The organism is Mesorhizobium silamurunense (assembly GCF_014843825.1).
Taxonomy (GTDB): domain Bacteria; phylum Pseudomonadota; class Alphaproteobacteria; order Rhizobiales; family Rhizobiaceae; genus Mesorhizobium; species Mesorhizobium silamurunense.
In genome coordinates this window covers 1-22152 of the sequence record NZ_JHQR01000057.1, presented here as the reverse complement: position 1 = coordinate 22152, position 22152 = coordinate 1, and the positions used below count along the sequence as shown (strand labels likewise).

General features: G+C 64.4%; 18 protein-coding genes and 2 pseudogenes. 15 read left to right on the top strand and 5 right to left on the bottom strand.

The features are described 5' to 3' along the window. The first annotated feature begins 5 nt into the window (after positions 1-5). Together DH10_RS06420 and DH10_RS06415 are read left to right on the top strand one after the other, a co-directional pair. Complete coding sequence (locus DH10_RS06420; protein WP_192250870.1) at positions 6-962, top strand: LLM class flavin-dependent oxidoreductase; 957 nt, start codon at positions 6-8, stop codon at positions 960-962. Continuing rightward, entirely contained in the window at positions 959-2209 is a 1251-nt protein-coding gene (locus DH10_RS06415; RefSeq protein ID WP_192384495.1) for an LLM class flavin-dependent oxidoreductase, read from the top strand. The genes DH10_RS06420 and DH10_RS06415 overlap by 4 nt, the downstream gene beginning before the upstream one ends. 6 nt (positions 2210-2215) lie before the next feature. Here the strand turns inward: DH10_RS06415 and DH10_RS06410 are convergent. Beyond that, positions 2216-3143 (bottom strand): annotated as a pseudogene (locus DH10_RS06410) (PhzF family phenazine biosynthesis protein). A 239-nt stretch (positions 3144-3382) separates the two neighbouring features. On the opposite strand from DH10_RS06410, the gene dps reads away from it, so the two are divergent. Then, entirely contained in the window at positions 3383-3871 is a 489-nt protein-coding gene (gene dps, locus DH10_RS06405) for a DNA starvation/stationary phase protection protein Dps (RefSeq protein ID WP_192250859.1), read from the top strand. Between the two features lie 36 nt (positions 3872-3907). On the opposite strand, the gene xdhC is transcribed toward dps, so the two are convergent. From xdhC to uraH, 4 genes are all read right to left on the bottom strand, one after another. Further along, entirely contained in the window at positions 3908-4912 is a 1005-nt protein-coding gene (gene xdhC, locus DH10_RS06400; RefSeq protein ID WP_192250856.1) for a xanthine dehydrogenase accessory protein XdhC, read from the bottom strand. A gap of 64 nt (positions 4913-4976) precedes the next feature. Then, entirely contained in the window at positions 4977-7340 is a 2364-nt protein-coding gene (gene xdhB, locus DH10_RS06395) for a xanthine dehydrogenase molybdopterin binding subunit (protein ID WP_192250853.1), read from the bottom strand. Further along, positions 7340-8818, bottom strand: coding sequence for a xanthine dehydrogenase small subunit (gene xdhA / locus DH10_RS06390; protein ID WP_192250850.1), 1479 nt, complete (start codon positions 8816-8818; stop codon positions 7340-7342). Before xdhA ends, xdhB begins: the two co-directional genes overlap by 1 nt. A 3-nt stretch (positions 8819-8821) precedes the next feature. Next, entirely contained in the window at positions 8822-9196 is a 375-nt protein-coding gene (uraH, locus tag DH10_RS06385) for a hydroxyisourate hydrolase (protein ID WP_192250847.1), read from the bottom strand. 198 nt (positions 9197-9394) lie between these two features. On the opposite strand from uraH, the gene puuE reads away from it, so the two are divergent. The 12 genes and pseudogenes from puuE to DH10_RS06325 all read left to right on the top strand — a co-directional run. Beyond that, entirely contained in the window at positions 9395-10819 is a 1425-nt protein-coding gene (gene puuE, locus DH10_RS06380; protein ID WP_192250827.1) for an allantoinase PuuE, read from the top strand. A gap of 47 nt (positions 10820-10866) precedes the next feature. Continuing rightward, positions 10867-11721, top strand: coding sequence for a bifunctional allantoicase/(S)-ureidoglycine aminohydrolase (locus DH10_RS06375; protein WP_376774868.1), 855 nt, complete (start codon positions 10867-10869; stop codon positions 11719-11721). Further along, a complete protein-coding gene (locus DH10_RS06370; protein WP_192250820.1) occupies positions 11718-12209 on the top strand; it encodes an ureidoglycolate lyase in 492 nt (163 codons plus the stop codon). The genes DH10_RS06375 and DH10_RS06370 overlap by 4 nt, the downstream gene beginning before the upstream one ends. A 17-nt stretch (positions 12210-12226) precedes the next feature. Then, the gene (locus DH10_RS06365) at positions 12227-12820 is read left to right on the top strand and encodes a nucleoside deaminase (RefSeq protein ID WP_192250816.1); all 594 of its coding nucleotides are present in this window, start codon (positions 12227-12229) and stop codon (positions 12818-12820) included. Positions 12821-12891: 71 nt separating this feature from the next. Further along, positions 12892-14877 carry a CocE/NonD family hydrolase gene (locus DH10_RS06360; RefSeq protein WP_192250813.1) on the top strand — a complete coding sequence of 662 codons (1986 nt, stop codon included), beginning with the start codon at positions 12892-12894 and terminating at the stop codon, positions 14875-14877. A gap of 150 nt (positions 14878-15027) precedes the next feature. Then, a complete protein-coding gene (locus DH10_RS06355) occupies positions 15028-16614 on the top strand; it encodes an ABC transporter substrate-binding protein (protein ID WP_192250810.1) in 1587 nt (528 codons plus the stop codon). A 16-nt stretch (positions 16615-16630) separates the two neighbouring features. Next, on the top strand, positions 16631-17590 hold the full coding sequence (locus DH10_RS06350) for an ABC transporter permease (RefSeq protein WP_192384493.1): 960 nt from the start codon (positions 16631-16633) through the stop codon (positions 17588-17590). Positions 17591-17602: 12 nt separating this feature from the next. Then, positions 17603-18430 carry an ABC transporter permease gene (locus DH10_RS06345; protein ID WP_192250803.1) on the top strand — a complete coding sequence of 276 codons (828 nt, stop codon included), beginning with the start codon at positions 17603-17605 and terminating at the stop codon, positions 18428-18430. Next, positions 18430-20100, top strand: a complete 1671-nt coding sequence (locus DH10_RS06340; RefSeq protein ID WP_192250800.1) for an ABC transporter ATP-binding protein — start codon at positions 18430-18432, stop codon at positions 20098-20100. The genes DH10_RS06345 and DH10_RS06340 overlap by 1 nt, the downstream gene beginning before the upstream one ends. Before the next feature lie 92 nt (positions 20101-20192). Next, positions 20193-21032, top strand: a complete 840-nt coding sequence (locus DH10_RS06335) for an alkaline phosphatase family protein (protein WP_312891285.1) — start codon at positions 20193-20195, stop codon at positions 21030-21032. Between the two features lie 314 nt (positions 21033-21346). Further along, complete coding sequence (locus DH10_RS06330) at positions 21347-21913, top strand: sigma-70 family RNA polymerase sigma factor (protein WP_040974984.1); 567 nt, start codon at positions 21347-21349, stop codon at positions 21911-21913. Beyond that, positions 21910-22152, top strand: a pseudogene (locus DH10_RS06325) (anti-sigma factor); the annotation flags it as partial. The gene DH10_RS06330 and the pseudogene DH10_RS06325, both read left to right, overlap by 4 nt.

Sequence of the window (22152 nt, the reverse complement as noted above, 5' to 3'; positions counted from 1 at the left end):
GTGGCATGCATCTCGCCGTCTCGCTCAACAACGCTTCCGCCGACGGACAATCCACCGGGCTGGGCTTCGGCCATCTGGTGAAGTTCGTGCAGAGTGCCGAAGCGGCCGGGATCGATATGGTCGTCATTTCGGATTCCACGGACCAGCTATCGAGCAGTCCGTTTGAGGCGACGACGCTTCTGGCGGCACTGGCGACGGTGACCGAAAGCATCGGCCTTGTTGCCAGCGCTTCGACGTTCGCGCACCAGCCCTACAATCTGGCACGCCGTTTCGCTTCGCTCGACATCATCAGCCACGGGCGCATCGGCTGGAACGCGACCTTGGCGCAGAACCCGCGCGAGGCGGCGAATTTCAGCCGGCCGGAAGGCATTGCCGACGAAGATTTCCGCCGCCGCGCGGAAGAGTTCATCGGTATCGTGCAAGGCCTTTGGCGAGGCTGGGACGCGGACGCCCTGCTGTTCGACAAGGCCGGGGGCCGTTTCCACGATCCGGAAAAGATGCATTTCCTTGACCACAAGGGTGAGTTCTTCTCCGTGCGGGGGCCGCTCAACGTCGCCCGCTCGCCGCAGGATCTGCCGGTGCTGGTGATGTCCGGCTTGGCGGAGGCCGATCGCGATTTCGCCGCCAAAGTCGCCGACGTCGTGCTCATCGAGGCGGATGGCGCCGGAGCCGCCTATGGCGATCTCAAGCGCCGCGCGGTTGCCGCCGGACGTGAGCCGGAAACCATGAAAGTGCTGATGCCTGTTGGCGTGAACAACCTTGCGGCCGGCGAGGCGGAGGGCTGGTTCGACACCAAAAGCTGCGATGGTTTCAACCTGGCTTTGCCGGCTGATCTTTCTCTGCTCGATCACTTCACCGACCGCATCCTGCCGGAACTTCGCCGTCGTGGCCTGGCCCGATCCACTTATGCCGGGGCGACGTTGCGCGACCGTCTCGGTCTTGGCGCGGGAGGCGAAAAATGAGCGGGCGCCAGATGAAGCTCGGGCTGTTCCTGTGGGCCACCGGCCACCACATCGCCGCCTGGCGCCATCCGGACGCTCATGTCACGGCCGGCATCGACATCGACCATTACATCAAGCTGGCGCGGACGGCGGAAGCGGCGAAGTTCGACATGGTCTTCTGCGAGGACGCCGCGGGGCTGCGCGAGGCCAATGTCCAAATCGCCAGCCAGACCTCGCGCTCGATCGGCTTCGAGCCGATCAGCCTGCTTTCGGCCCTTGCCGCGCAGACCGAGCGCATCGGCCTCGTTTCGACGGCATCGACCAGCTACAACGAGCCCTACGGGCTGGCGCGCATGTTTGCCTCGCTCGACAATCTGAGCGGTGGGCGAGTCGGGTGGAACCTGGTCACCTCTGCCAGCCCGATCGAGGCGGCGAATTTCGGCTCGACGGGCCTGAGGCCGCATGCCGACCGCTACGAACGCGCCCGCGAATTCGCGACCGTGATCACCGGTCTATGGCGCCACAGGTGGGGCGGCCATGACGGCCAGAGCTTTTCGGTGCGCGACCCGCTCGACATACCGCCCTCGCCGCAAGGCGCGCCGGTGATGGTGCAGGCCGGAGCATCGGACGACGGCAAGGATCTGGCCGCGCGGACCGCCGATGTCGTGTTCTCGGCCGCGCAGACTCTTGAGGAGGCCAAGGCCTTCTATGATGATCTCAAGGGCCGCCTCGCCGCCTATGGCCGCCGGCCGGACGACGTGAAGATCATGCCCGGCGTGGCGCCGATCGTGGCCGCTACAAAGGCTGAGGCCCAGGCCAAATACGATGCGCTGCAGGAGCTGATCCCCGACGATGTCGGCGTGGCGCTGCTCTCCAGCTATCTCAGCATCTCCGACCTCTGGCGTTATCCGATCGACGGACCGCTGCCCGAGCTGCCGGAAAGCGAAGGCATGAAAAGCCGGCAGGCGCTGGTCATCGAGCAGGCGCGCCGGGACGGTCTCTCGATCCGTGAGCTGGCGCGCTATTTTGCCGGCGCGCGCGGCCACTGGCGGGTGGTCGGCACGGCCGAGCAGATCGCCGACGAATTGCAGGCACGGTTCGAAGGCGGCGCTGCCGACGGCTTCAATGTGATGCCGTCATGGTTTCCCGGCGAGTTGGATGCCTTCGCGGCGCTGGTCGTGCCGGAACTGCAGCGGCGCGGCCTGTTCCGCAAGAACTATGAAGGCCGCACATTGCGCGACCATCTCGGCCTGAAGCGGCCTGCGTGAAGCGCCTCAGCCGGCTTCCATCAGCCGGGCCTTTCCGGAGACCTTGATCGAGCTGCCGGGCTCCGGCGGAATGTCGGCATGGAGGCGCGAGCGCACGCCCATGTCCTCGCCCTGGACAATGTCGATCGAGCCGCCATGCGGCCAGCCGAGGTCGCGCAAATAGCCGGCGAAGGCGGCGGTCGATGCCCCCGTCGCCGGATCCTCATAGACGCCGCCGGAAGCGAAGGGATTGCGCGTGTGGAAGAGGCGCGGCGTTTCGGCAAAAGCGAGAAGGATCGTGACCAGCCCTTCACGCCGCATGAAGGCCTGGCCCTCCTTGAAATCATAAGCCATCGCGGCAAGCGCTCCGCGTGAATTCAGCGCCAGCACGAAATGGTCGGAGCCGCCATGGATCAGCGCCGGGGGAATGGCGGGATTGATGTCACCGGCCGCGTAACCGAACAGCGCCAGCATTTCGGCGACAAGTCCTGGCGATGCCGGCTTGCCGCGCGTTGGTGGTGACTGCAGCGCGGCGACAATGTTGGAGCCGTCGCGGAATCCTTCGACGGTGATGTCGGCCTGGTTGAGGCTCAGCTTGAAAACGCCGTCGCCGAACTGTCTGACCTACAATGTTGGAGCCGTCGCGGAATCCTTCGACGGTGATGTCGGCCTGGTTGAGGCTCAGCTTGAAAACGCCGTCGCCGAACTGTCTGACCAGCGCCGCGCCCAGCGCAATGGTGGCGTGGCCGCAAAACGGTACTTCCGATTCCGGCGAGAAATAGCGCACGCGCCAGCCTTCGCCATCGGGCGCGGCGAAGGCGGTTTCGGAAAAGCCGACCTCGGCCGCGACGCGCTGCATGTCGGCCGCGTCGGGCAGGACATCGCCAATCACCACGCCTGCGGGGTTGCCGCCGGTGTTCCCATCCGAAAATGCCGCTATCCGCAAAACGTCCATGTTGCTCGCCCCGTATTCGCCACTCGTATTCGTCAGGCGCGCAGAAAACACGGTTCAACCCGGTTTGGGAAACGAAGAAAGCGACGAGCAGCTGTGAGCGCCAGTCATATCTCCATCGGCCATGCGCTCCTCGATTCAATGCGGAACGAAACCCGCCCCTTTGCCGTTCTGGCGACTGGTGGCCGTGCAGGCCGCCCTTCAATCCTCAGCCCAGCGACGCAGCGCGACAGGAGCCGACCATGGACGCCATCGTCACCAAGAACGACCTCAAATCCGACGCCAAGAAGGAATCGATCGATCTTCTCAACGCCAGGCTTGCCGATGCCATCGACCTGGCGCTGATCACCAAGCAGGCGCACTGGAACGTCAAGGGACCGCAGTTCATCGCCATCCACGAGATGCTGGATGAATTCCGCGAAGAGATCGACGGCCATGTCGACATCATCGCCGAGCGCGCCGTGCAGCTCGGCGGCACCGCGCATGGCACCTCGCAGGAAGTATCGAAGGCGACCAAGCTGAAGCCCTATCCGACCGACATCCACAAGACCAGGGATCATCTGGCGGCACTGATCGACCGCTATGCCTCGGCCGCCAAGCTGACGCGTGAAGCGATCGACGACGCGGCCGACGCCGGCGATGCCGACACCGCAGACATCTTCACCGCCTATTCACGCTCGCTCGACAAATTGCTGTGGTTCCTGGAAGCGCACACGCAGGAAAAGGAATAGCCAAGCGGCTTCCCGTTTCCCGCATGGCCGGCTGGATCAGCCGGCCATCGCCTTTTCAGGCGTGCTCGAAGCCGATGCCTGGGCGGAGTGCGACACCAGCGCCGTCATGATCTCGGCGGCGGCAAGCGCGGCAATCACCGGCGGGCGCTTGTCCTTTACGGCATTGCCGCCGATCGGCGAGACGAGGCGGCTGAACTCGGCCTCGCTGCCCTCGGCGGACTTCAGAAACCAGTTCTTGAAGGTCGCCTTCTTGGTCTTCGAGCCGATCATGCCGACATAGGCGGCGTCGTCGCGTTTCAGCGCCTCGGCGACGATCAGGAAATCGAGCGCATGGTCGTGGGTGAGGATGGCGAAGGCCGATCCCGCCGGCGCCTCGCGCACCACGGCCTCGGGCATCGGCGTCAGTTTCGTCTCGACCGTTTGCGGCATGCCTTCCAGCGCATCGGCGCGCGTCTCGACGACCACGGCATGGATGGGCAGCAGCGCCAGCGACGCGGCCAACGCCTGGCCGACATGGCCACCACCGAAGACGTAGGCGTGGGGGAGGTGCGCCTCCTCGGCCTCGGCCCTGGCGATCAGCTCTTGTTCGAGCGCTGCATCGACCGGCCGGATCAGCACCTCGACGCGACCGCCGCAGCATTGGCCGATTTCGGGTCCGAGCGGGACGTCGAGCGTGGCGCAGACTTCGTCGACCTCGATGCGGGCCTCCCTCCCCCTTGAGGGGAGGGTGGCGGCGAAGCCGCCGGGTGGGGTCGTCGCGGCCGTGCCCGGCGCCCTTGTGGTGCCTTCTGAGAGGACCCCCTCTGGCCGCTTTGCGGCCATCTCCCCCTCAAGGGGGGAGAAAAGGAGCTGCCGCGCCTTGTCGATCGCCATGTATTCGAGCTGGCCGCCGCCGATTGTGCCCAAAATCGCCGATGCCGAGACGAGCATGAAGGCGCCGGCCTCGCGCGGGGTCGAGCCCTTCGTGGCCGCGACCTCGACGAGCGCGACCCGGCCAGCCCGGCCGAGAAACGCCTTCAGGCTTTGCACGTTCGAGTTCATCGTCTGCATTCCTAGCACCGAAATATAGGGTTTTTCGGCCCGAATTGCACGTTTCTTGGCCCGTTCAGGCCTGTTTTGCGGCTTCCCGCTTCAGCCGCTCGATCGCCATCAGCACCCGTTCCGGCGTCGCCGGCGCGTCGAGGCGCGGGCAGATCTTGTGATCCGCAACACTCGCAACCGCGTCGGAGAGCGCATGCAGCACGGACATGCCGTGCGGCAGCGGCGGCTCGCCGACCGCCTTGGAGCGATGGATAGTCGGCTCATAGGCCGATGACCAGTCGGTCAGCTTGACGTTGAAGATTTTTGGCCGGTCGGAAGCGAGCGGGATCTTGTAGGTCGACGGCGCATGCGTGCGCAGCCGGCCGCTGTCGTCCCACCACAGCTCTTCCGTCGTCAGCCAGCCCATGCCCTGGATGAAGCCACCCTCGACCTGGCCGAGGTCGATCGCCCGGTTGAGCGAGCGTCCGGCATCATGCAGGATATCGGTGCGCTCCACGACATATTCGCCGGTGAGCGTGTCGACCGAGACTTCCGAGCAGGCCGCGCCATAGGCGTAATAATAGAAGGCATGGCCGCGGCCCTTGCTGCGATCCCAGTGGATCTTGGGCGTCTTGTAGAAGCCGGCCGCCGAGAGCTGGACGCGGTTGATATAGGCCTGCTTGACCAGATCGTTGAAGGCGACTTCCTGATTGCCGACCCGCACCCGATTGGGCAGGAACACGACCTGATCGAGCGGCACCTGGTATTTTTCCGCCGCGAAATCGGTCAGTCGCTTGCGGATCTGACGGGCGGCGTCCTGTGCCGCCATGCCGTTGAGGTCGGCGCCGGAGGACGCAGCCGTCGGCGAGGTGTTCGGCACCTTGGCGGTGGTCGTCGCGGTGATCTTGACCCGGTCGAGGTCGATCTGGAACTCCTCGGCAACGACCTGCGCCACCTTGAGATGCAGACCCTGGCCCATCTCGGTGCCGCCGTGGTTCATATGCACCGAGCCGTCGGCATAGACATGCACCAGCGCGCCGGCCTGATTGGCCTCGGTCTTGGTAAAGGAGATGCCGAACTTGACCGGCGTCATGGCCAGGCCGCGCTTGATGAAGCGGCTGTTGTTGTTGAAGGCGCTGATCTCGCGCCGCCGCCGCGCATAGTTGGCGCTCTCTTCCAACTCCGCGACGATGCGGTGGATGATGTTGTCCTCGACCTTCTGATGATAGGGCGTGAAGCAGCGCTCGCCGATGGCATCCATCGGGTCATAGAAATTGAGCTTGCGGATTTCGAGCGGGTCCTTGCCGACCGCGAAGGCCACCTCGTCGATGACGCGCTCGGCGCCGACCATGCCTTGCGGGCCGCCAAAGCCGCGGAAGGCGGTGTTCGAGACAGTGTTGGTGTAGAGCGGCGCCGACTTCGCATGCACCGCCGGATAGAAATAGGCGTTGTCGCAGTGGAACAGCGCGCGGTCGCCGACCGGACCCGACAGGTCGGCCGAAAACCCGCAGCGCAGCGCATAGGTGAAGTCGACGCCGAGGATGTTGCCCTCGTCGTCAAAGCCAACTTCATAGTCGATGGCGAAATCGTGCCGCTTGCCGGTGGCAGTCATGTCCTCGTCGCGGTCGAGCCTGATCTTGACCGCGCGGTTGAGCCTCTTGGCGGCGATGGCGGCGATGGCGGCGCACTGGTTGGCCTGTGTTTCCTTGCCGCCGAAGCCGCCGCCCATGCGGCGTACTTCCACCGTCACGGCATGGCTCGGCACGCCGAGCGTGTGCGCGACCAGGTGCTGCGTCTCGCTCGGGCCCTGCGTCGAGCAATAGACGATCACCTCGTCATCCTCGCCGGGAATCGCCAGCGAGACCTGGCCCTCGAGATAGAAATGGTCCTGACCGCCGAGCCACATACGGTTCTTGATGCGGCGTGGTGCGGCCGCAATCGCCGCGGCCGCGTCGCCGCGCTTCAGGATGAGCGGCGTCGTGACCTGCTTGTCCTTGACCGGATCGAGGTCCCATATGTCGATCACGGCCGGAAGCTCGTCATATTCGATCCTGGCCAGGCGCGCCGCACGGCGCGCCTCCTCGCGGGTGTTGGCAACCACGGCGAAGATCGGCTGGCCGTAGAACTGCACCTTGCCTTCGACGAACACCGGATCGTCATGCATGTTGCTCGGCGAAACATCGTTCTCGCCGGGTACGTCGGCGTGGGTCAGAACATCGACGACGCCCGGTGCTGAACGCACCGCCGAGAGGTCGACGCTCTTCAAGGTGCCGTGCGCGACCTTGGCGAGGCCGAGGCCGACATGCAGCGTGCCAGCCGGCTCCGGCATGTCGTCGATATAGACGGCGGCGCCGCTGACATGCTTGTGCGCGGAATCATGCCGCTGTTCGGTGGCGACGCCGCCGACGATCTTTTCGGCCTTGAGGTTGGGGGTGGCGTGCTTGTTCATCAGGCCGCCTCGTTGCGTGACACCTGGAACGGCGCCCTGGTGCCTGTGGTTTCCACATAGAAGCGCAGCAAAAGGTTCTTTGCCGCCAGCGCCCGGTACTCGGCAGTCGCGCGCATGTCGGTGATCGGCGTGAAGTCGCTGACGTATTCGGCCATCGCGGCCTCGACAGCCGCTTCGCTCCAGGGCTTACCGATAAGGACCCTTTCAACCGCAGCCGCGCGCTTCGGCGTCGGCGCCATGCCGCCATAAGCGATGCGGATATCGGCCACGGTGCCATCCTTGGCCAGGGTCAGATAGAAGGCGCCGAGGGTCGCGGTGATGTCCTCGTCGCGGCGCTTGGTGACCTTGTAGACGGCAAATTTCGTGCCCTCTGCCGGCACGGGCACATGGACCGCTTCGACGAATTCGCCGGTTTGGCGGTCCTGCTTGCCATAGGCGATGAAGAAAGTTTCGAGCGGGATCGTGCGGCGCGCCTCGCCCTTGCGGAGTGTCAGTTGCGCGCCGAGCGCGATCAGCGGCGGCGGCATGTCGCCGATCGGCGAGCCGTTGGCGACGTTGCCGCCGATGGTGCCCATGTTGCGCACCTGCTCGCCGCCAATGCGGTCGACCAGCGGTCCCAGCGCGGGGATGCGCTTGGATAGCGTCTCGAAGGCCTCGGTGTAGGTCACGCTGGCGCCGATGGTGATAACTCCGTCGGCCTCCGAGATGTTGCGCAAGCCGTCGAGACCGCCGATGAAGATCGCCGGCGAAATATCGCGCATATGCTTGGTGACCCACAGGCCGACATCGGTCGAGCCGGCAACGATGGTGGCGCCGGGCTCCTTCTCGAGAACCGCTGCGAAATCGTCGACGTTGGCCGGCACGATCAGCCGCCGCTTGCCCGACCCGACCTCGACCCTGGCGCCGTCGCGCAGCGCTTCCAGGCGCGCGGTAATGTCCTTGCGTTCCACCGCCAGCGGGTCCTTCGCCGCCTTGCCGTAGCTCGAAATGGCACGCGCGGCGCGCATGATCGCCTCATAGCCGGTGCAGCGGCAGAGATTGCCCTGCAGCGCCTTTTCGATCGCCGCATCAGAAGGGTTGGGCGTCTTCATCCAGAGCGCATAGAGCGACATGATGAAGCCCGGCGTGCAGAAGCCGCATTGCGAACCATGGAAATCGACCATCGCCTGCTGCACCGGGTGCAGCTTCTCTCCGTCGCCGCGCAGATGTTCGATTGTGACGACATGGGTGCCGTCGAGCGAGCCCATGAAGCGGATGCAGGCGTTGACGCTTTCATAGACGAGGCCTTCTGCGGAAAGCTTGCCAACCAGCACCGTGCAGGCACCGCAGTCGCCTTCGGCGCAGCCTTCCTTGGTGCCGCGCAGCGACCGGTTGAGCCGCAGCCAGTCGAGCAAGGTCGCATCGGGCTCGACGTCGGCGAGCGCAATGTCGGCGCCGTTCAGGATGAAGCGTATCTTGTTACGGGTCTTGTCGGCCATGTCTCAGCTCCCGCGATAGGTCGAGTAGCCGTAGGGCGAAATCAAGAGCGGCACGTGATAATGGCGCTCTTCGGCCATGCCGAAACGGATCGGCACAGTGTCGAGGAAAGCCGGCTGCGGCAGGCTGATGCCTTGCCCGCGCAGATAGTCGCCGGCAGCAAAGACCAGCTCATATTCGCCGGTGCGGAAATCGGCGCCGGCAAGCAGCGGCGCATCGCAGCGCCCGTCATCGTTGGTGATGACGGTCTTGAGAAGCGTGCGGGCCTGGCGCTCGATGCGGAAAAGTCCAATCGAGAGGCCTTTTGCCGGCCTGCCGGTCGCGGTGTCGAGCACATGGGTCGTCAGACGCCCGCCATCGGCTTTCGACGTTTCTGCCACTGGCCGCCTCCCATTTCCTGTACAAACCGATTGGCCGGTACAGTCCAACGTTTTCAGGTCAATTGTGCGCCAATTAAAGGCGATGCATAAGTCCCGGTCGAGCGGAGTGCGGCAAAAAGCACTTTCAAAAATTTTCGGGGGAATGCACAGGCACTCCTTTCGATATCTTAACTCCAACAATCGGGCAGGAGCGACCCAATGCGTTACGAACGGGACATGCGCGGTTACGGGGCCAATCCACCGGATCCGAAATGGCCCGGCGGCGCACATGTCGCGGTGCAGTTCGTCGTCAACTACGAGGAAGGCGGCGAGAATTGCGTGCTGCACGGCGACAAGGCTTCCGAAGCCTTCCTGTCGGAGATCGTGGGCGCCGCCCCTTGGGTCGGCCAACGCCACTGGAACATGGAATCGATCTACGAATATGGCGCTCGCGCCGGTTTCTGGCGGCTCTACCGGCTGTTCACCGAAGCCCAAGTGCCGGTGACCTGCTACGGCGTCGCGACCGCGCTGGCGCGTTCGCCTGACCAGGTCGTGGCGATGCAGGAGGCAGGCTGGGAGATCGCCTCGCACGGCCTGAAATGGATCGACTATCGCGAACACAGCGCGGAGGACGAGCGGCGCGACCTCGAAGAGACGATCAAGCTGCACTACGAAGTCACCGGCGCGCGGCCCACCGGCTGGTATACCGGCCGCACCTCGGTCAACACGGTGCGGCTCGTCGCGGAGGAAGGCGGCTTCGACTACGTCTCCGACACCTATGACGACGAGCTGCCCTACTGGTTCGACCGGGATGGGTTGGAGAAGCCGCAGCTCATCATCCCTTACACGCTCGACGCCAACGACATGCGCTTCGCCACCCCGCAGGGCTTCAACTCGGGCGACCAGTTCTTCGCCTATCTGAAGGACAGTTTCGACACGCTCTATGCCGAGGGCAAGGCAGGGCGGCCGCGCATGATGAATATCGGCCTGCATTGCCGGCTGGTCGGCCGTCCGGGCCGCGTGGCGGCGCTGAAGCGCTTCGTCGACTATGTGAAATCACATGACAAGGTCTGGCTGACGCGGCGCATCGACATCGCCAAGCATTGGCGGGAGACGCATCCTTACCAGGTGCCGACGCTGCGCCCTTCGCGGATGGAGTTCGAGGCCTTCGTGCATGCCTTCGGCGGCGTGTTCGAGCATTCGCCTTGGATCGCCGAGCGCACCTACGAGCTGGAGCTCGGCCCCGCGCATGACAGCGCCGGCGGCCTGCACAACGCGCTCTGCCGCGTCTTCCGCGCGGCGACGGAAGCTGAGCGGCTTTCCGCGCTCAACGCCCATCCCGACCTCGCCGGAAAGCTGGCGGCGGCGAAGCGGCTGACGCCGGAATCGGCCAAGGAACAGGCTTCCGCCGGGCTCGACGCGCTGACCGACAAGGAGCGCGAGCTGTTCTCGAAACTCAACGCCGCCTACGTCACCACTTTCGGCTTCCCCTTCATCATCGCGGTCAAGGGCAAGACGAAGGATCAGATTCTGGCGGAGTTCGAGGCGCGCATCGGCAACGGCCGCGGCGTCGAGTTCGAAACCGCCTGCAGACAGGTCGAGCGCATCGCCTTGCTTCGGCTGAAAGACATGCTGCCGCGCTGACTACACAGTTTTTCTGGAATTGCTCTAAGGGTCAGGACCCCATGGAAATGATCAAGACGTCCGAGCGAACCTACTACGCACCGCATGGCGGCCATCCCGGCCAGACCGAGTTGCTGACCGGCCGCGCCGTCTTCACCGAAGCCTATGCCGTCATTCCCAAGGGCGTGATGCAGGACATCGTGACCAGCCCGCTGCCGTTCTGGGACAAGACCAGGGCATGGATCATCGCAAGGCCGCTCTCCGGCTTCGCCGAGACGTTTTCGCAATACATCGTCGAGGTCCTGCCGGGCGGCGGCAGCGACCGACCGGAACTTGACGCCGAAGCCGAGGGCGTTCTGTTCGTGGTCGAGGGCGAACTCACCGTCTCGCTTGCCGGCAACAAGCATGTGCTTCGCCCGGGCGGCTTTGCCTTCCTGCCGCCGTCCAGCGGCTGGACGGTGCGCAACGAGAGCGGCGATGCCGTCCGCTTCCACTGGGTCCGCAAGGCCTACGAAGCGGTGGACGGTCTCGATGTACCGGAAGCCTTCTTCACCAATGAGCAGCAGATCGAGCCGAGCGCGATGCCCGGCACGGAAGGCCGCTGGGCAACGACGCGCTTCGTCGACCCGGCCGACATGCGCCACGACATGCATGTCACGATCGTTACGCTCAAGCCCGGCGCGGTCATTCCCTTTGCCGAGACGCATGTCATGGAGCATGGGCTCTACGTGCTCGAAGGCAAGGCCGTCTACCGCCTCAACCAGGATTGGGTCGAGGTCGAGGCCGGCGACTTCATGTGGCTGCGCGCCTTTTGCCCGCAGGCCTGCTATGCCGGCGGTCCGGGGAACTTCCGCTACCTGCTCTACAAGGACGTCAACCGCCACGCCAAGCTTGGCGGCGCCCTCGGGGGTCGCGCGCGGTGACCCGCATCGTCGCCCAGCCGCTGACGCGCGATAACTTCGCGCCCTTCGGCGACGTCATCGACATGGGCGGCGACAACCGCTACCCGATCAACGGCGGCAAGGCGATGCGCTATCATGACCTCGCCACGGCGGAAGCCGCAGGGCCGAATGCTCGCGTGCTGATCTCGATGGTGCACGGCACGCCCTACGAGATGCCGCTGAAGCTCGCCATGGTGGAACGCCATCCGCTCGGCAGCCAGGCCTTCATTCCATTGTCGCCGCGCCCGTTCCTGGTCGTCGTCTGCAATGATACCAAGGACGGGCCCGGCGAGCCGCACGCCTTCATCACCGCGCCTGGGCAGGGCATCAACTACCGCCGCAACCTCTGGCACGGCGTGCTGACGCCGATCGGCGAAGAACAGGATTTTCTCATCGTCGACCGCGGCGGCGACGGCTCCAACCTCGAAGAGTGCCATTTCTCGCACCCTTACGAGATCCACCTTCCCTGAACGGTGACATTCCTCTCATGACTGACATTTCGCTGATCGACCGCCTGCTCGACGTGATCGAGCACGATATCGCGCCGAAGACCGCCGAAGGCGTGGCCCACGGCAACAAACTGTTCGGCGCCGCGATCCTGAGGAAAGACGACCGCTCGCTGGTGCTCGCCGAGACCAACAACGAGATGGAAAATCCGCTCTGGCATGGCGAGGTGCATTGCCTGAAGCGCTTCTACGAGATGCCGAAGGCCAAGCGCGTCGACACCAGCGACGCTATCTTCCTCGCCACCCACGAGCCCTGCTCGCTTTGCCTGTCGGCCATCACCTGGACCGGCTTCGACAATTTCTACTACCTGTTCAGCCATGAGGATTCGCGCGACAGCTTCGCCATCCCGCACGATCTCAAGATCCTGAAGGAGGTCTTCACCCTCGACCCTGGCGGCTACAACGCCGAGAACGCCTATTGGAAGAGTTTTTCCATCCGCCGGCTGGTCCGCGCCTTGCAGGAGGCGGAGCGCAAGCGGCTGGAGGCGCGCATAGGGAAGATCTCCGCGCACTATGATGAACTCTCCGGCGCCTATCAGGCGAGCAAGGCCGAGAACGACATTCCGCTGAATTGACGCGGATTGACCATCCGATTTCGCCGGCTGGCCCACGACGTATCCCTGGCGGCTCCATCATTTGCTCCGTCATGAAAACCGTCACCGAATTTCCCCGCAAGATCGTCGAATTTCCCGATATGGGCATCGTCATGCCGGATGGCTGCCGGCTGTCGGCGCGCATATGGATGCCTGAGGATGCCGTGGACAATCCGGTGCCGGCGATCCTCGAGCATCTGCCCTACCGCAAGCGTGACGGCACCATCTTCCGCGATCAGTTGACCCACCCCTACTTCGCCGGCCACGGCTACGCCTCGATCCGCGTCGACATGCGCGGCAATGGCGATTCCGAAGGGCTGATGGACGACGAATATTCCGAGCAGGAATTGCAGGACGCCTGCGACGTCATCGCCTGGGCGGCCGCGCAGCCCTGGTGCAACGGCAATGTCGGCATGATGGGTATTTCCTGGGGCGGCTTCAACTGCCTGCAGGTGGCCGCAAAGCAGCCGCCGGCGCTGAAGGCGGTGATCAGCCTGTGCTCGACCGTCGACCGCTATGCCGACGATATCCACTACAAGGGCGGCTGCCTTCTGCTGGAAAATTTCGGCTGGGCCTCGACGATGCTCTCCTATTCGTCGCGGCCACCGGATCCGGAAATCGCCGGCGGCAACGGCTGGCGCGACCTGTGGCTCAGCCGGCTGGAGAACCAGCCATTCCTTCTGCCGCTCTGGCTCAGCCACCAGCATCGCGATGCCTACTGGAAGCGCGGCTCGATCTGCGAGGACTTTTCCGCGGTCAAGGCGTCGGTGCTGTCCATCGGCGGCTGGCATGACGGCTACCGCAACACGATTTCCAATCTCGTCGCCAATATCCAGTCGCCGGTGAAGGGCATTGTCGGCCCGTGGATCCACAAATACCCGCATTACGCGGGGCCCAATCCAGCCATCGGCTTCCTGCAGGAGGCGCTGCGCTGGTGGGATCGCTGGCTGAAAGGTGTCGAGACCGGCGTCGAGGCCGACCCGGATTATCGCGCCTATGTCATGGACAGCGTGCGCCCGGCCCGTTGGCACCCGGAGCGGCCCGGCCGCTGGATTGCGGAACAGGAATGGCCGTCCTCCAATATCAAGCTTGAGACGGTCGAGCTCATTCCGGGAGGTTCCAAGCCGGCGATCGTCGCTTCCCCGCAAAGCTGCGGGCTTGCCGGCGGCGAGTATTTTCCTTTCACCTTCGGTCCCGAGTTGCCGGGCGACCAGCGTCCTGACGATGCGCTTTCGGTGTGCTTCGACCAGGCCGAGCTCGAGGAGGCAATCGATATCGTCGGCGCGCCGGAGTTGGGGGTTCGGGTGGCCTCGGACCGTCGCCAGGCCAACATCGCGGTACGTCTCTGCGACGTGCATCCCGATGGCGCCTCGGAACTGATCTCCTACGGCGTGCTCAACCTCAGCCATCGCAACTCGCACGAATTCCCGGAAGCCCTGGTGCCGGGCGAGATGGTTTCGGCGCGCGTCGTGCTCGACCAGTGCGCCTATCGGGTGCCGGCGGGCCACAAACTGCGCATTGCCGTCTCAAATGCCTATTGGCCGATGATCTGGCCTTCGCCGGAGCCGGTGACGCTCAAGCTGTCGGCGGCGACGCTCAAGCTGCCGCTGCGCCCGCTGGCGAAAGGCGACGAGGTCTCGTTCGCAGAACCGGAGGGGGCCACGCCCTGGGCGACCGAGACGATCAGGCCCGCCAACTCCGAGCGGCATGTCGACCGCAACGAGAAGACCGGCATCGTCACGCTTTCCATAACGGACGATTTCGGCGAGGTGCGCGACCTGGAGCACGGATTGGTCAACGACAGCATCGTGCGCGAGACCTGGGCGATCCATCCCGACGATCCGCTGTCGGCCACGGGCAGCACCCATTGGACGCAAACCTTGTCGCGGGATGGATGGTCGGTGCGCACCGAAACCTTCGCCAACATGCGCGCAGACGATCAGAACTTCATCCTCAGCGCCAGAATCGAGGCCTATGAGGGTGAGAATCTGGTGTTCGAGCGCGATTTCGAGCAGACGATTCCCCGCGCCCTCGTCTGAGTGCTGACAGATTGGTCCAAACGCGACGCGCCATTTACGCCACGGCATGTCGCATTCGGTCTTGCTTACCGCTTTCCCTTACGGTCATTATCCCTCACAAGAAAACAAGAAACGGCCGCTAGGCCGAACCATCAGAGTGAGGAACCTACAATGTCAAACGAACTGGACTATCTCAGCCGTCGCGTCGCTTCCGGCAAGCTCAGCCGTCGTGATTTTCTCGGCCGCGCCGCCGCGCTCGGCGTCTCGGCTACCTTTGCCAATTCGCTGCTGTCGAGCGCAGCGCGCGCCGCCGGCCCAGTCAAGGGCGGCACGCTGAAGGCCGGCCTGGTTGGCGGTGAATCCACCAACAGCCTCGACCCGGCACTGATGATGACCCAGGTGCCGTTCGCCTTCGGCAAGTGCTGGGGCGAAATGATCGTCGAGCTCTCTCCCGACGGCAAGCTCGAGAACCGCATCGCCGAGGAGATCGGCGCTTCGGATGATGCGAAGACCTGGACACTGAAAATCCGCGACGGCGTCGAATTCCACAACGGCAAGACCGTGACCGCCGAGGACGTCGCCGCCACGCTCGAGCGCCATTCCGACGAGAAGTCGAAATCCGGCGCGCTGGGCTACATGAAGGGCATCGAGACCATCAAGGCCAGCGGCAAGGAAGTGGTGCTGACGCTGAAGGAGCCGAACGCCGACCTGCCCTATCTGCTCAGCGACTATCACCTGATCGTCCAGCCGAATGGCGGCAAGGACAAGCCCGATGCCGGCATCGGTGCCGGCCCCTACAAGGTCAAGGTCAACGAGCCGGGCGTGCGCCATGTCGGCGAGCGCTTCGCCAACTACTGGCAGGGCGACAAGATGGGCCATGCCGACCAGATCGAAGTCGTCGTCATCAACGACGCGACGGCGCGCACGGCGGCCCTGCAGGGCGGCCAGGTCAACATGATCAACCGCGTCGAGCCGAAGATCGTCGACCTGATCAAGCGCGTGCCGGGCGTCACCATCCGCAACCACTCCGGTCCCGGCCATTACGTGTTCATCATGCATTGCAACACGGCGCCGTTCGACAATAACGACCTCAGGATGGCGCTGAAGCTGGCGATCAACCGCGAGGAGATGCTGAACAAGGTGCTGCGCGGCTACGGCTCGCTCGGCAACGACTTCCCGATCAACGCTTCCTACCCGCTGTTCACCGAGATCGAGCAGCGCAAGTACGATCCGGACAAGGCCAAGTTCCATTACAAGAAGTCGGGCCATGACGGTTCCATCCTGCTCAGGACCTCGGATGTCGCCTTCCCCGGCGCCGTCGATGCCGCGCAGCTCTATCAACAGAGTGCGGCCAAGGCCGGCATCAAGCTGGAAATCAAGCGCGAACCGGGCGACGGCTACTGGAACGAGGTCTGGAACAAGCAGCCCTTCTGCGCCTCCTATTGGGGCGGCCGCTCGACGCAGGACCAGATGTATTCGACTGCCTATCTGTCGAGCGCCGACTGGAACGACACGCGTTTCAAGCGCCCGGATTTCGACAAGATGGTGCTGGCGGCGCGCGCCGAGCTCGACGAGGCCAAGCGCAAGCAGATGTACCACGACATGGCGGTCATGGTGCGCGACGAGGGCGGCCTGATCCTGCCAATGTTCAACCAGTTCATCGACGCGACGGGTCCCAAAGTCGCCGGCTGGGTGGAGGATCCGCACCAGGAGCTGTGCAACGGCTACGCTTTGGCGAAGTGCTGGCTCGAAGCCTGAGCCCGGCCTTGCGCTCATGTCCGCACCCATCGTGAAACTGGTGGCCCAGCGCATTGCGCTGGGCATCCTCCTTTTGCTGGCCGTTTCGGTCCTGATCTTCGCCGGCACCCAGATCCTGCCCGGCGACGTCGCGCAAGCCATCCTTGGACAATCGGCGACGCCGGAGTCGCTCGCCAATCTGCGCGAGCAGCTCGGGCTCAACCAGCCTGCCTATATCCGCTACTTCCATTGGCTGGGCGGCGTGCTCACCGGCGACCTCGGCACCGCCATGTCGAGTGGGCAGGACATAGCGACATCTATCAAGGAACGGCTGTGGAACACGCTGTTCCTGGCCTTCTGGGCGGCGATCGTTGCCATCCCGCTGGCGGTCACGCTCGGCCTGATCGCGGTGCGCTACCGCAATGGCTGGGTCGACAAGCTGATCTCCGGGGTGGCGCTCGCCTCGACCTCGTTCCCGGAATTCTTCATCGGCTATCTGCTGGTCTTCTACTTCGCGGTCCAGCATCAATGGTTCCCCGCGATCTCGACCGTCTATGAGGGAATGTCTTTCGGCGAGCGCTTGCAGGCGATCGCGCTGCCGGCGGCGGCGCTGACGCTGGTGGTGCTCGCCCACATGATGCGCATGACGCGCGCGGCGATCCTCAACGTCATGCAGTCGGCCTATGTCGAGACGGCGGAGCTCAAGGGCCTGTCGGCTTTCGCGGTCATCCGCAAGCATGCTTTCCCGAATGCGATCGCGCCGATCATCAACGTCGTCATGCTGAACCTTGCCTATCTCGTGGTCGGCGTCGTCGTCGTCGAGGTGATCTTCGTCTATCCGGGCATGGGGCAATATCTCGTCGACCATGTCACCAAGCGCGACGTTCCCGTCGTCCAGGCGGTCGGCCTGATCTTCGCGGCCGTCTATATCAGCCTCAACATCATCGCGGACATCGCGGCGATCGTCGCCAATCCGCGGCTCAGGCATCCGAAGTAGGGGGCGGCCGATATGCTCGATATCAGACGCATTCCTATCGCGGCGCTGATCGGCATTGTGCTGACGACGCTCTTCGTGCTGGCGGCGGTCTTCGCGCCATGGATCGCCCCGCACGGCAATGCCGAGATCGTCAGCGACGTCCCCTGGGAGCCGATGTCATCCGTGCACTGGCTGGGCACCGACAATCTCGGCCGCGATCTCTTGTCCCGCATGATCTATGGCGCCCGCATCACGCTGTTCATCGCCGTGCTCGCCACCGCGCTGTCCTTTTCGCTCGGCGCCATTCTGGGCTTCTCCGCGGCGGTGTTCGGCGGCTGGTTCGACACGATCCTCTCACGGCTCGTCGACCTGCTGATGTCGATCCCGACGCTGATCATGGGCCTCGTCGTGCTGTCGGTGCTGCCGTCGAATCTGGTGACGCTGATCCTGGTGATGGGCATTCTCGATTCGACCCGCGTCTACCGCCTATCGCGCGCGGTGGCGGTCGACATCAACGTCATGGACTATGTCGAGGCCGCGAAGCTGCGCGGCGAAGGGAGCGGCTGGATCATCTTCCGCGAGATCCTGCCCAATGCGCTGTCGCCGCTGGTCTCGGAACTCGGCCTGCGCTTCATCTATGCCGTGCTTTTCCTGTCGACGCTCTCCTTCCTCGGCCTCGGCGTGCAGCCGCCGGACGCCGACTGGGGCGGCATGGTGAAGGAAAACAAGGACGGCATCGTCTTCGGCATCCCGGCGGCGCTCATCCCCGCCGCGGCGATCGCGGCACTGGCGATCTCGGTCAACCTCGTCGCCGACTGGGTGCTCAACCGCACGACCAGCCTCAAGGGAGGGCGCGGGTGATGGCTGACAATAAGGCAAAGTCCGGGCAGGCAAAATCGGGCCGGCTCCTCGACATCCGCAACCTTCGTATCGAAGCCACGGTCTACCCGCCTGGCGAGCCGCCGAGGACCATCACCCTTGTCCACGATGTGTCGCTGACGCTGGAGAAGGGCAAGGTGCTCGGCCTGATCGGCGAATCCGGCGCCGGCAAATCGACCATCGGCCTGTCCTCCATGGGCTATGGCCGTGGCGGCGTACGCATCACCGGCGGCGAGGTCATCCTCAACGGCCGCGACATCCTGAAGGGCGGCAAGGAGGGCTTGCGCAAGCTGCGCGGCCGCGAAGTGTGCTATGTCGCGCAGTCGGCGGCGGCGGCCTTCAATCCGGCGCACCGTCTTATGGACCAGGTGGTGGAAGCCACATTGCTGCATGGCACGGCGACGCGGGCCGAAGCCGAGAAACGCGCCGTCGCGCTGTTCAAGAAGCTCAGCCTGCCCAACCCCGAAACCATCGGCGAACGTTTCCCGCATCAGGTCTCCGGCGGTCAGCTGCAGCGCGTGATGACGGCGATGGCGCTCTGCTCGGAGCCGGACCTCATCGTGTTCGACGAGCCGACGACGGCGCTCGACGTGACGACGCAGATCGACGTGCTGGCGGCGATCAAGGACGCCATCCGCGACACGCATGTGGCGGCTTTATACATCACCCACGACCTTGCCGTCGTCGCGCAGGTCTCGGACGAGATCGTGGTGCTGCGCCACGGCCGGCTGGTCGAATGGGGCGGCACCCGCCAGATCATCAAGGAGCCGCGCCAGGAATATACCAACGCGCTAGTGTCGGTGCATGAGATCGAGCATCAGGAACAGCAGCCGGGCACGGCGCCGATGCTGTCGGTGAAGAACGTCACGGCCGCTTATGGCGGCGGCCACGTCAAGGTGCTGAAGAACGTCTCGGTCGACATCTTTCCGGGCCAGACGCTGGCGGTGGTCGGCGAATCCGGTTCCGGCAAGTCGACGCTTGCGCGCGCCATCACCGGGCTGCTGCCGCCGGAACAAGGCAGTGTCGTCTTTGATGGCCGCACGCTCGGCAACAGGCTTGCCGACCGGCCGAAGGAGGATCTGCGCCAGCTGCAGATGATCTACCAGATGGCGGACGTGGCGATGAACCCACGCCAGACGGTGGGCACGATCATCGGACGGCCGCTGGAGTTCTACTTCGGCATGAGGGGCCGCGAGCGCGACAAGCGCGTCGCCGAGCTGCTCGACGAGATCGAAATGGGCAAAGGCTTCATCGACCGCTATCCGGCCGAGCTTTCCGGCGGCCAGAAGCAGCGCGTTTGCATCGCCCGCTCGCTCGCCGCCAAGCCCAAGCTGATCATCTGCGACGAGGTGACCTCGGCTCTCGATCCGCTGGTAGCCCACGGCATCCTCAAGCTGCTGCTCAATCTGCAGCAGGTTGAGAAGGTGGCTTATCTCTTCATCACCCACGACCTCGCGACAGTGAAGTCGATCGCCGACTCGATCGCGGTCATGTATCGCGGCGAGGTGGTACGTTACGGCTCCAAGAGCAAGGTGCTGACGCCGCCCTTCGACGCCTACACCGATCTTCTGTTGTCCTCCGTTCCCGAAATGGAGATCGGTTGGCTGGAGAAGGCCATCGCGGGCCGGCGCATGGAGAGCGCCGGCAACTAAGCTGGCTTCCTCTTCTCTGCGCTCCTGGGCCTTGGCCGGATCGGCCAGGCCCTCGATGCTGATCTCTCCCGCAAGATCGCATGGAATTGCCCGTGCCGCTCAAATCCAAACTGCTGCTCATCATCCTCGACGGCGTGCCTTACCGGAACTGGCGCCGGCTGATGGGCAATCTCGAAGGCTGGGCGCAGTCCGGAGAAGCGCAAGTATGGAAGATGCGCTCCGTGCTGCCGTCGACCTCCGCCTGCTGCTACGCCTCGATCCACACCGGGGTCACGCCGCAGGTTCACGGCATCCTGTCCAACGAGAACCGGTTCCGGGTCAAGCAGCCCGATATCTTCTCGGAGGTCAGCAAGGCCGGCGGCAAGACCGGCGCGGTGACACACTCCTACTGGTCGGAGTTCTTCCGCTCCTACCCGTTCGACCTGGTCGAGGACATGGAATTCGACGAGCCCGGCGGACCGATCACGCATGGCCGCTTCCACACCATGACCGGCTACAATCTCAAGAACCAGATGACGCCGAGCGACGTCGACCTGTTCGCGACGCTGACGATGCTCGCCAGGCGCCATGCCATCGACTACGGCATCCTCCACACCTGCACGCTCGACTCGATGGGCCATCGCTTCGGCCACGACTGCCACGAGATGGACCATGCCTGCTACGCGATGGACGGCATGCTCGCCGCCTTCCTGCCCCAATGGCGCCAAGCCGGCTATGAAGTCATCGTCACCGCCGATCACGGCCAGACCGACCGCGGCCATCACGGCGGACACGATGACGAGATGCAGCATTTCGCGCTCTATTATTTCGGTTCGGGCAAGGGCCCCGAGACCGATGCGCTGCTTGACCAATTGCAGCTCGCGCCGACGGTGCTGAGCCGGCTCGGCGTGGAAATACCGGCGACGATGAAGGCGAAGCCGTTTTTGAGCTAGCTCCTCCCTTCTCCCCTTGTGGGAGAAGGTGGATCGGCGCGTAGCGCCGAGACGGATGAGGGGTGCACGACGGAGCGGGGCGCAAAAAACTGAAGGATTTGAAACGCCTAATCTTTCAATGCCGTGCTCCGTCCAGCACCCCTCATCCGACCGAGCTTCGCTCGGCCCCCTTCTCCCACAAGGGGAGAAGGAAAAGCGCGCCTCTGGCAACGCTCCCTTTCTTCGGTTAGCTTCCGAAAATTCCTTGGCGGAGGATGAACCTTTTTGGACCGACAAGCGACAGAGCCACGAGGAGCCAGGCGGCTCGACCGGCCATGAATGCTGCGACGGAAACCGATCGCGCGCTTGTAGACCGGGTCGCGAAGGGCGACCGGGCCGCCGTGCGGCTCCTGTTCATGCGTCACCACGCGCGGATCTACCGTTTCGTGGCGCGCCAGACGGGATCGGAAATGATGGCCGACGATATCACCAATGAGGTCTTTCTCGAGCTGTGGCGGCAGGCGCCGGGCTTCGAAGGCCGCTCCGAAGTCTCGACCTGGCTGCTCGGCATCGCGCGCTTCAAGGCGCTGTCCTTGCTGCGCAAGAAGAAGGAAGACTGGATCGACGACGATGACGCGGCGCAGGTTCCCGACAGCGCCGACACGCCGGAAGTCGTCACCATGAAGGAGGACAAGGCCGCCGCCTTGCGCCGCTTCGTCGATGCCTTGCCGGAAGAACACCGCACGGTGATCGACCTTGCCTATTACCATGGCCAGTCGGTGACCGAGATCGGCGAGGTGCTCAATATCCCGGTCGCGACCGTCAAGACGAGGATGTTCTACGCCCGCAAGAAACTCGGCGAGGCCTTGAAGGCCGCCGGTTACGACAGGGGGTGGCCATGAGCGCCGCTGAAAAGATGTCGCGCCGCGACGAGATGGAGACGCTGCTGCCGTTCTACCTGAACGGCTCGCTTGAAGGCGCCGAGCTGGAAGCCGTCGAGGAATGGCTGGCCTCCGATCCGGCGGCGATGGCGGCCCTTGGCGAGGCGGAGGCCGAATTCTCCGGCACCGCCGCTGCCAACGAGGCGATCCGGCCGCCTGCCGATGCGCTCTCGCGCTTCGCCAGGGCGCTCGACGCCGAG

Bases quoted from the DNA above. Each gene is read 5' to 3' on its own strand.
- DH10_RS06420 (WP_192250870.1), top strand. From the start codon at position 6: ATGCATCTCGCCGTCTCGCTCAACAACGCTTCCGCCGACGGACAATCC.
- DH10_RS06415 (WP_192384495.1), top strand. From the start codon at position 959: ATGAGCGGGCGCCAGATGAAGCTCGGGCTGTTCCTGTGGGCCACCGGC.
- dps (WP_192250859.1), top strand. From the start codon at position 3,383: ATGGACGCCATCGTCACCAAGAACGACCTCAAATCCGACGCCAAGAAG.
- xdhC (WP_192250856.1), bottom strand. From the start codon at position 4,912: ATGAACTCGAACGTGCAAAGCCTGAAGGCGTTTCTCGGCCGGGCTGGC.
- xdhB (WP_192250853.1), bottom strand. From the start codon at position 7,340: ATGAACAAGCACGCCACCCCCAACCTCAAGGCCGAAAAGATCGTCGGC.
- xdhA (WP_192250850.1), bottom strand. From the start codon at position 8,818: ATGGCCGACAAGACCCGTAACAAGATACGCTTCATCCTGAACGGCGCC.
- puuE (WP_192250827.1), top strand. From the start codon at position 9,395: ATGCGTTACGAACGGGACATGCGCGGTTACGGGGCCAATCCACCGGAT.
- DH10_RS06375 (WP_376774868.1), top strand. From the start codon at position 10,867: ATGATCAAGACGTCCGAGCGAACCTACTACGCACCGCATGGCGGCCAT.
- DH10_RS06365 (WP_192250816.1), top strand. From the start codon at position 12,227: ATGACTGACATTTCGCTGATCGACCGCCTGCTCGACGTGATCGAGCAC.
- DH10_RS06360 (WP_192250813.1), top strand. From the start codon at position 12,892: ATGAAAACCGTCACCGAATTTCCCCGCAAGATCGTCGAATTTCCCGAT.
- DH10_RS06355 (WP_192250810.1), top strand. From the start codon at position 15,028: ATGTCAAACGAACTGGACTATCTCAGCCGTCGCGTCGCTTCCGGCAAG.
- DH10_RS06350 (WP_192384493.1), top strand. From the start codon at position 16,631: ATGTCCGCACCCATCGTGAAACTGGTGGCCCAGCGCATTGCGCTGGGC.
- DH10_RS06345 (WP_192250803.1), top strand. From the start codon at position 17,603: ATGCTCGATATCAGACGCATTCCTATCGCGGCGCTGATCGGCATTGTG.
- DH10_RS06340 (WP_192250800.1), top strand. From the start codon at position 18,430: ATGGCTGACAATAAGGCAAAGTCCGGGCAGGCAAAATCGGGCCGGCTC.
- DH10_RS06330 (WP_040974984.1), top strand. From the start codon at position 21,347: ATGAATGCTGCGACGGAAACCGATCGCGCGCTTGTAGACCGGGTCGCG.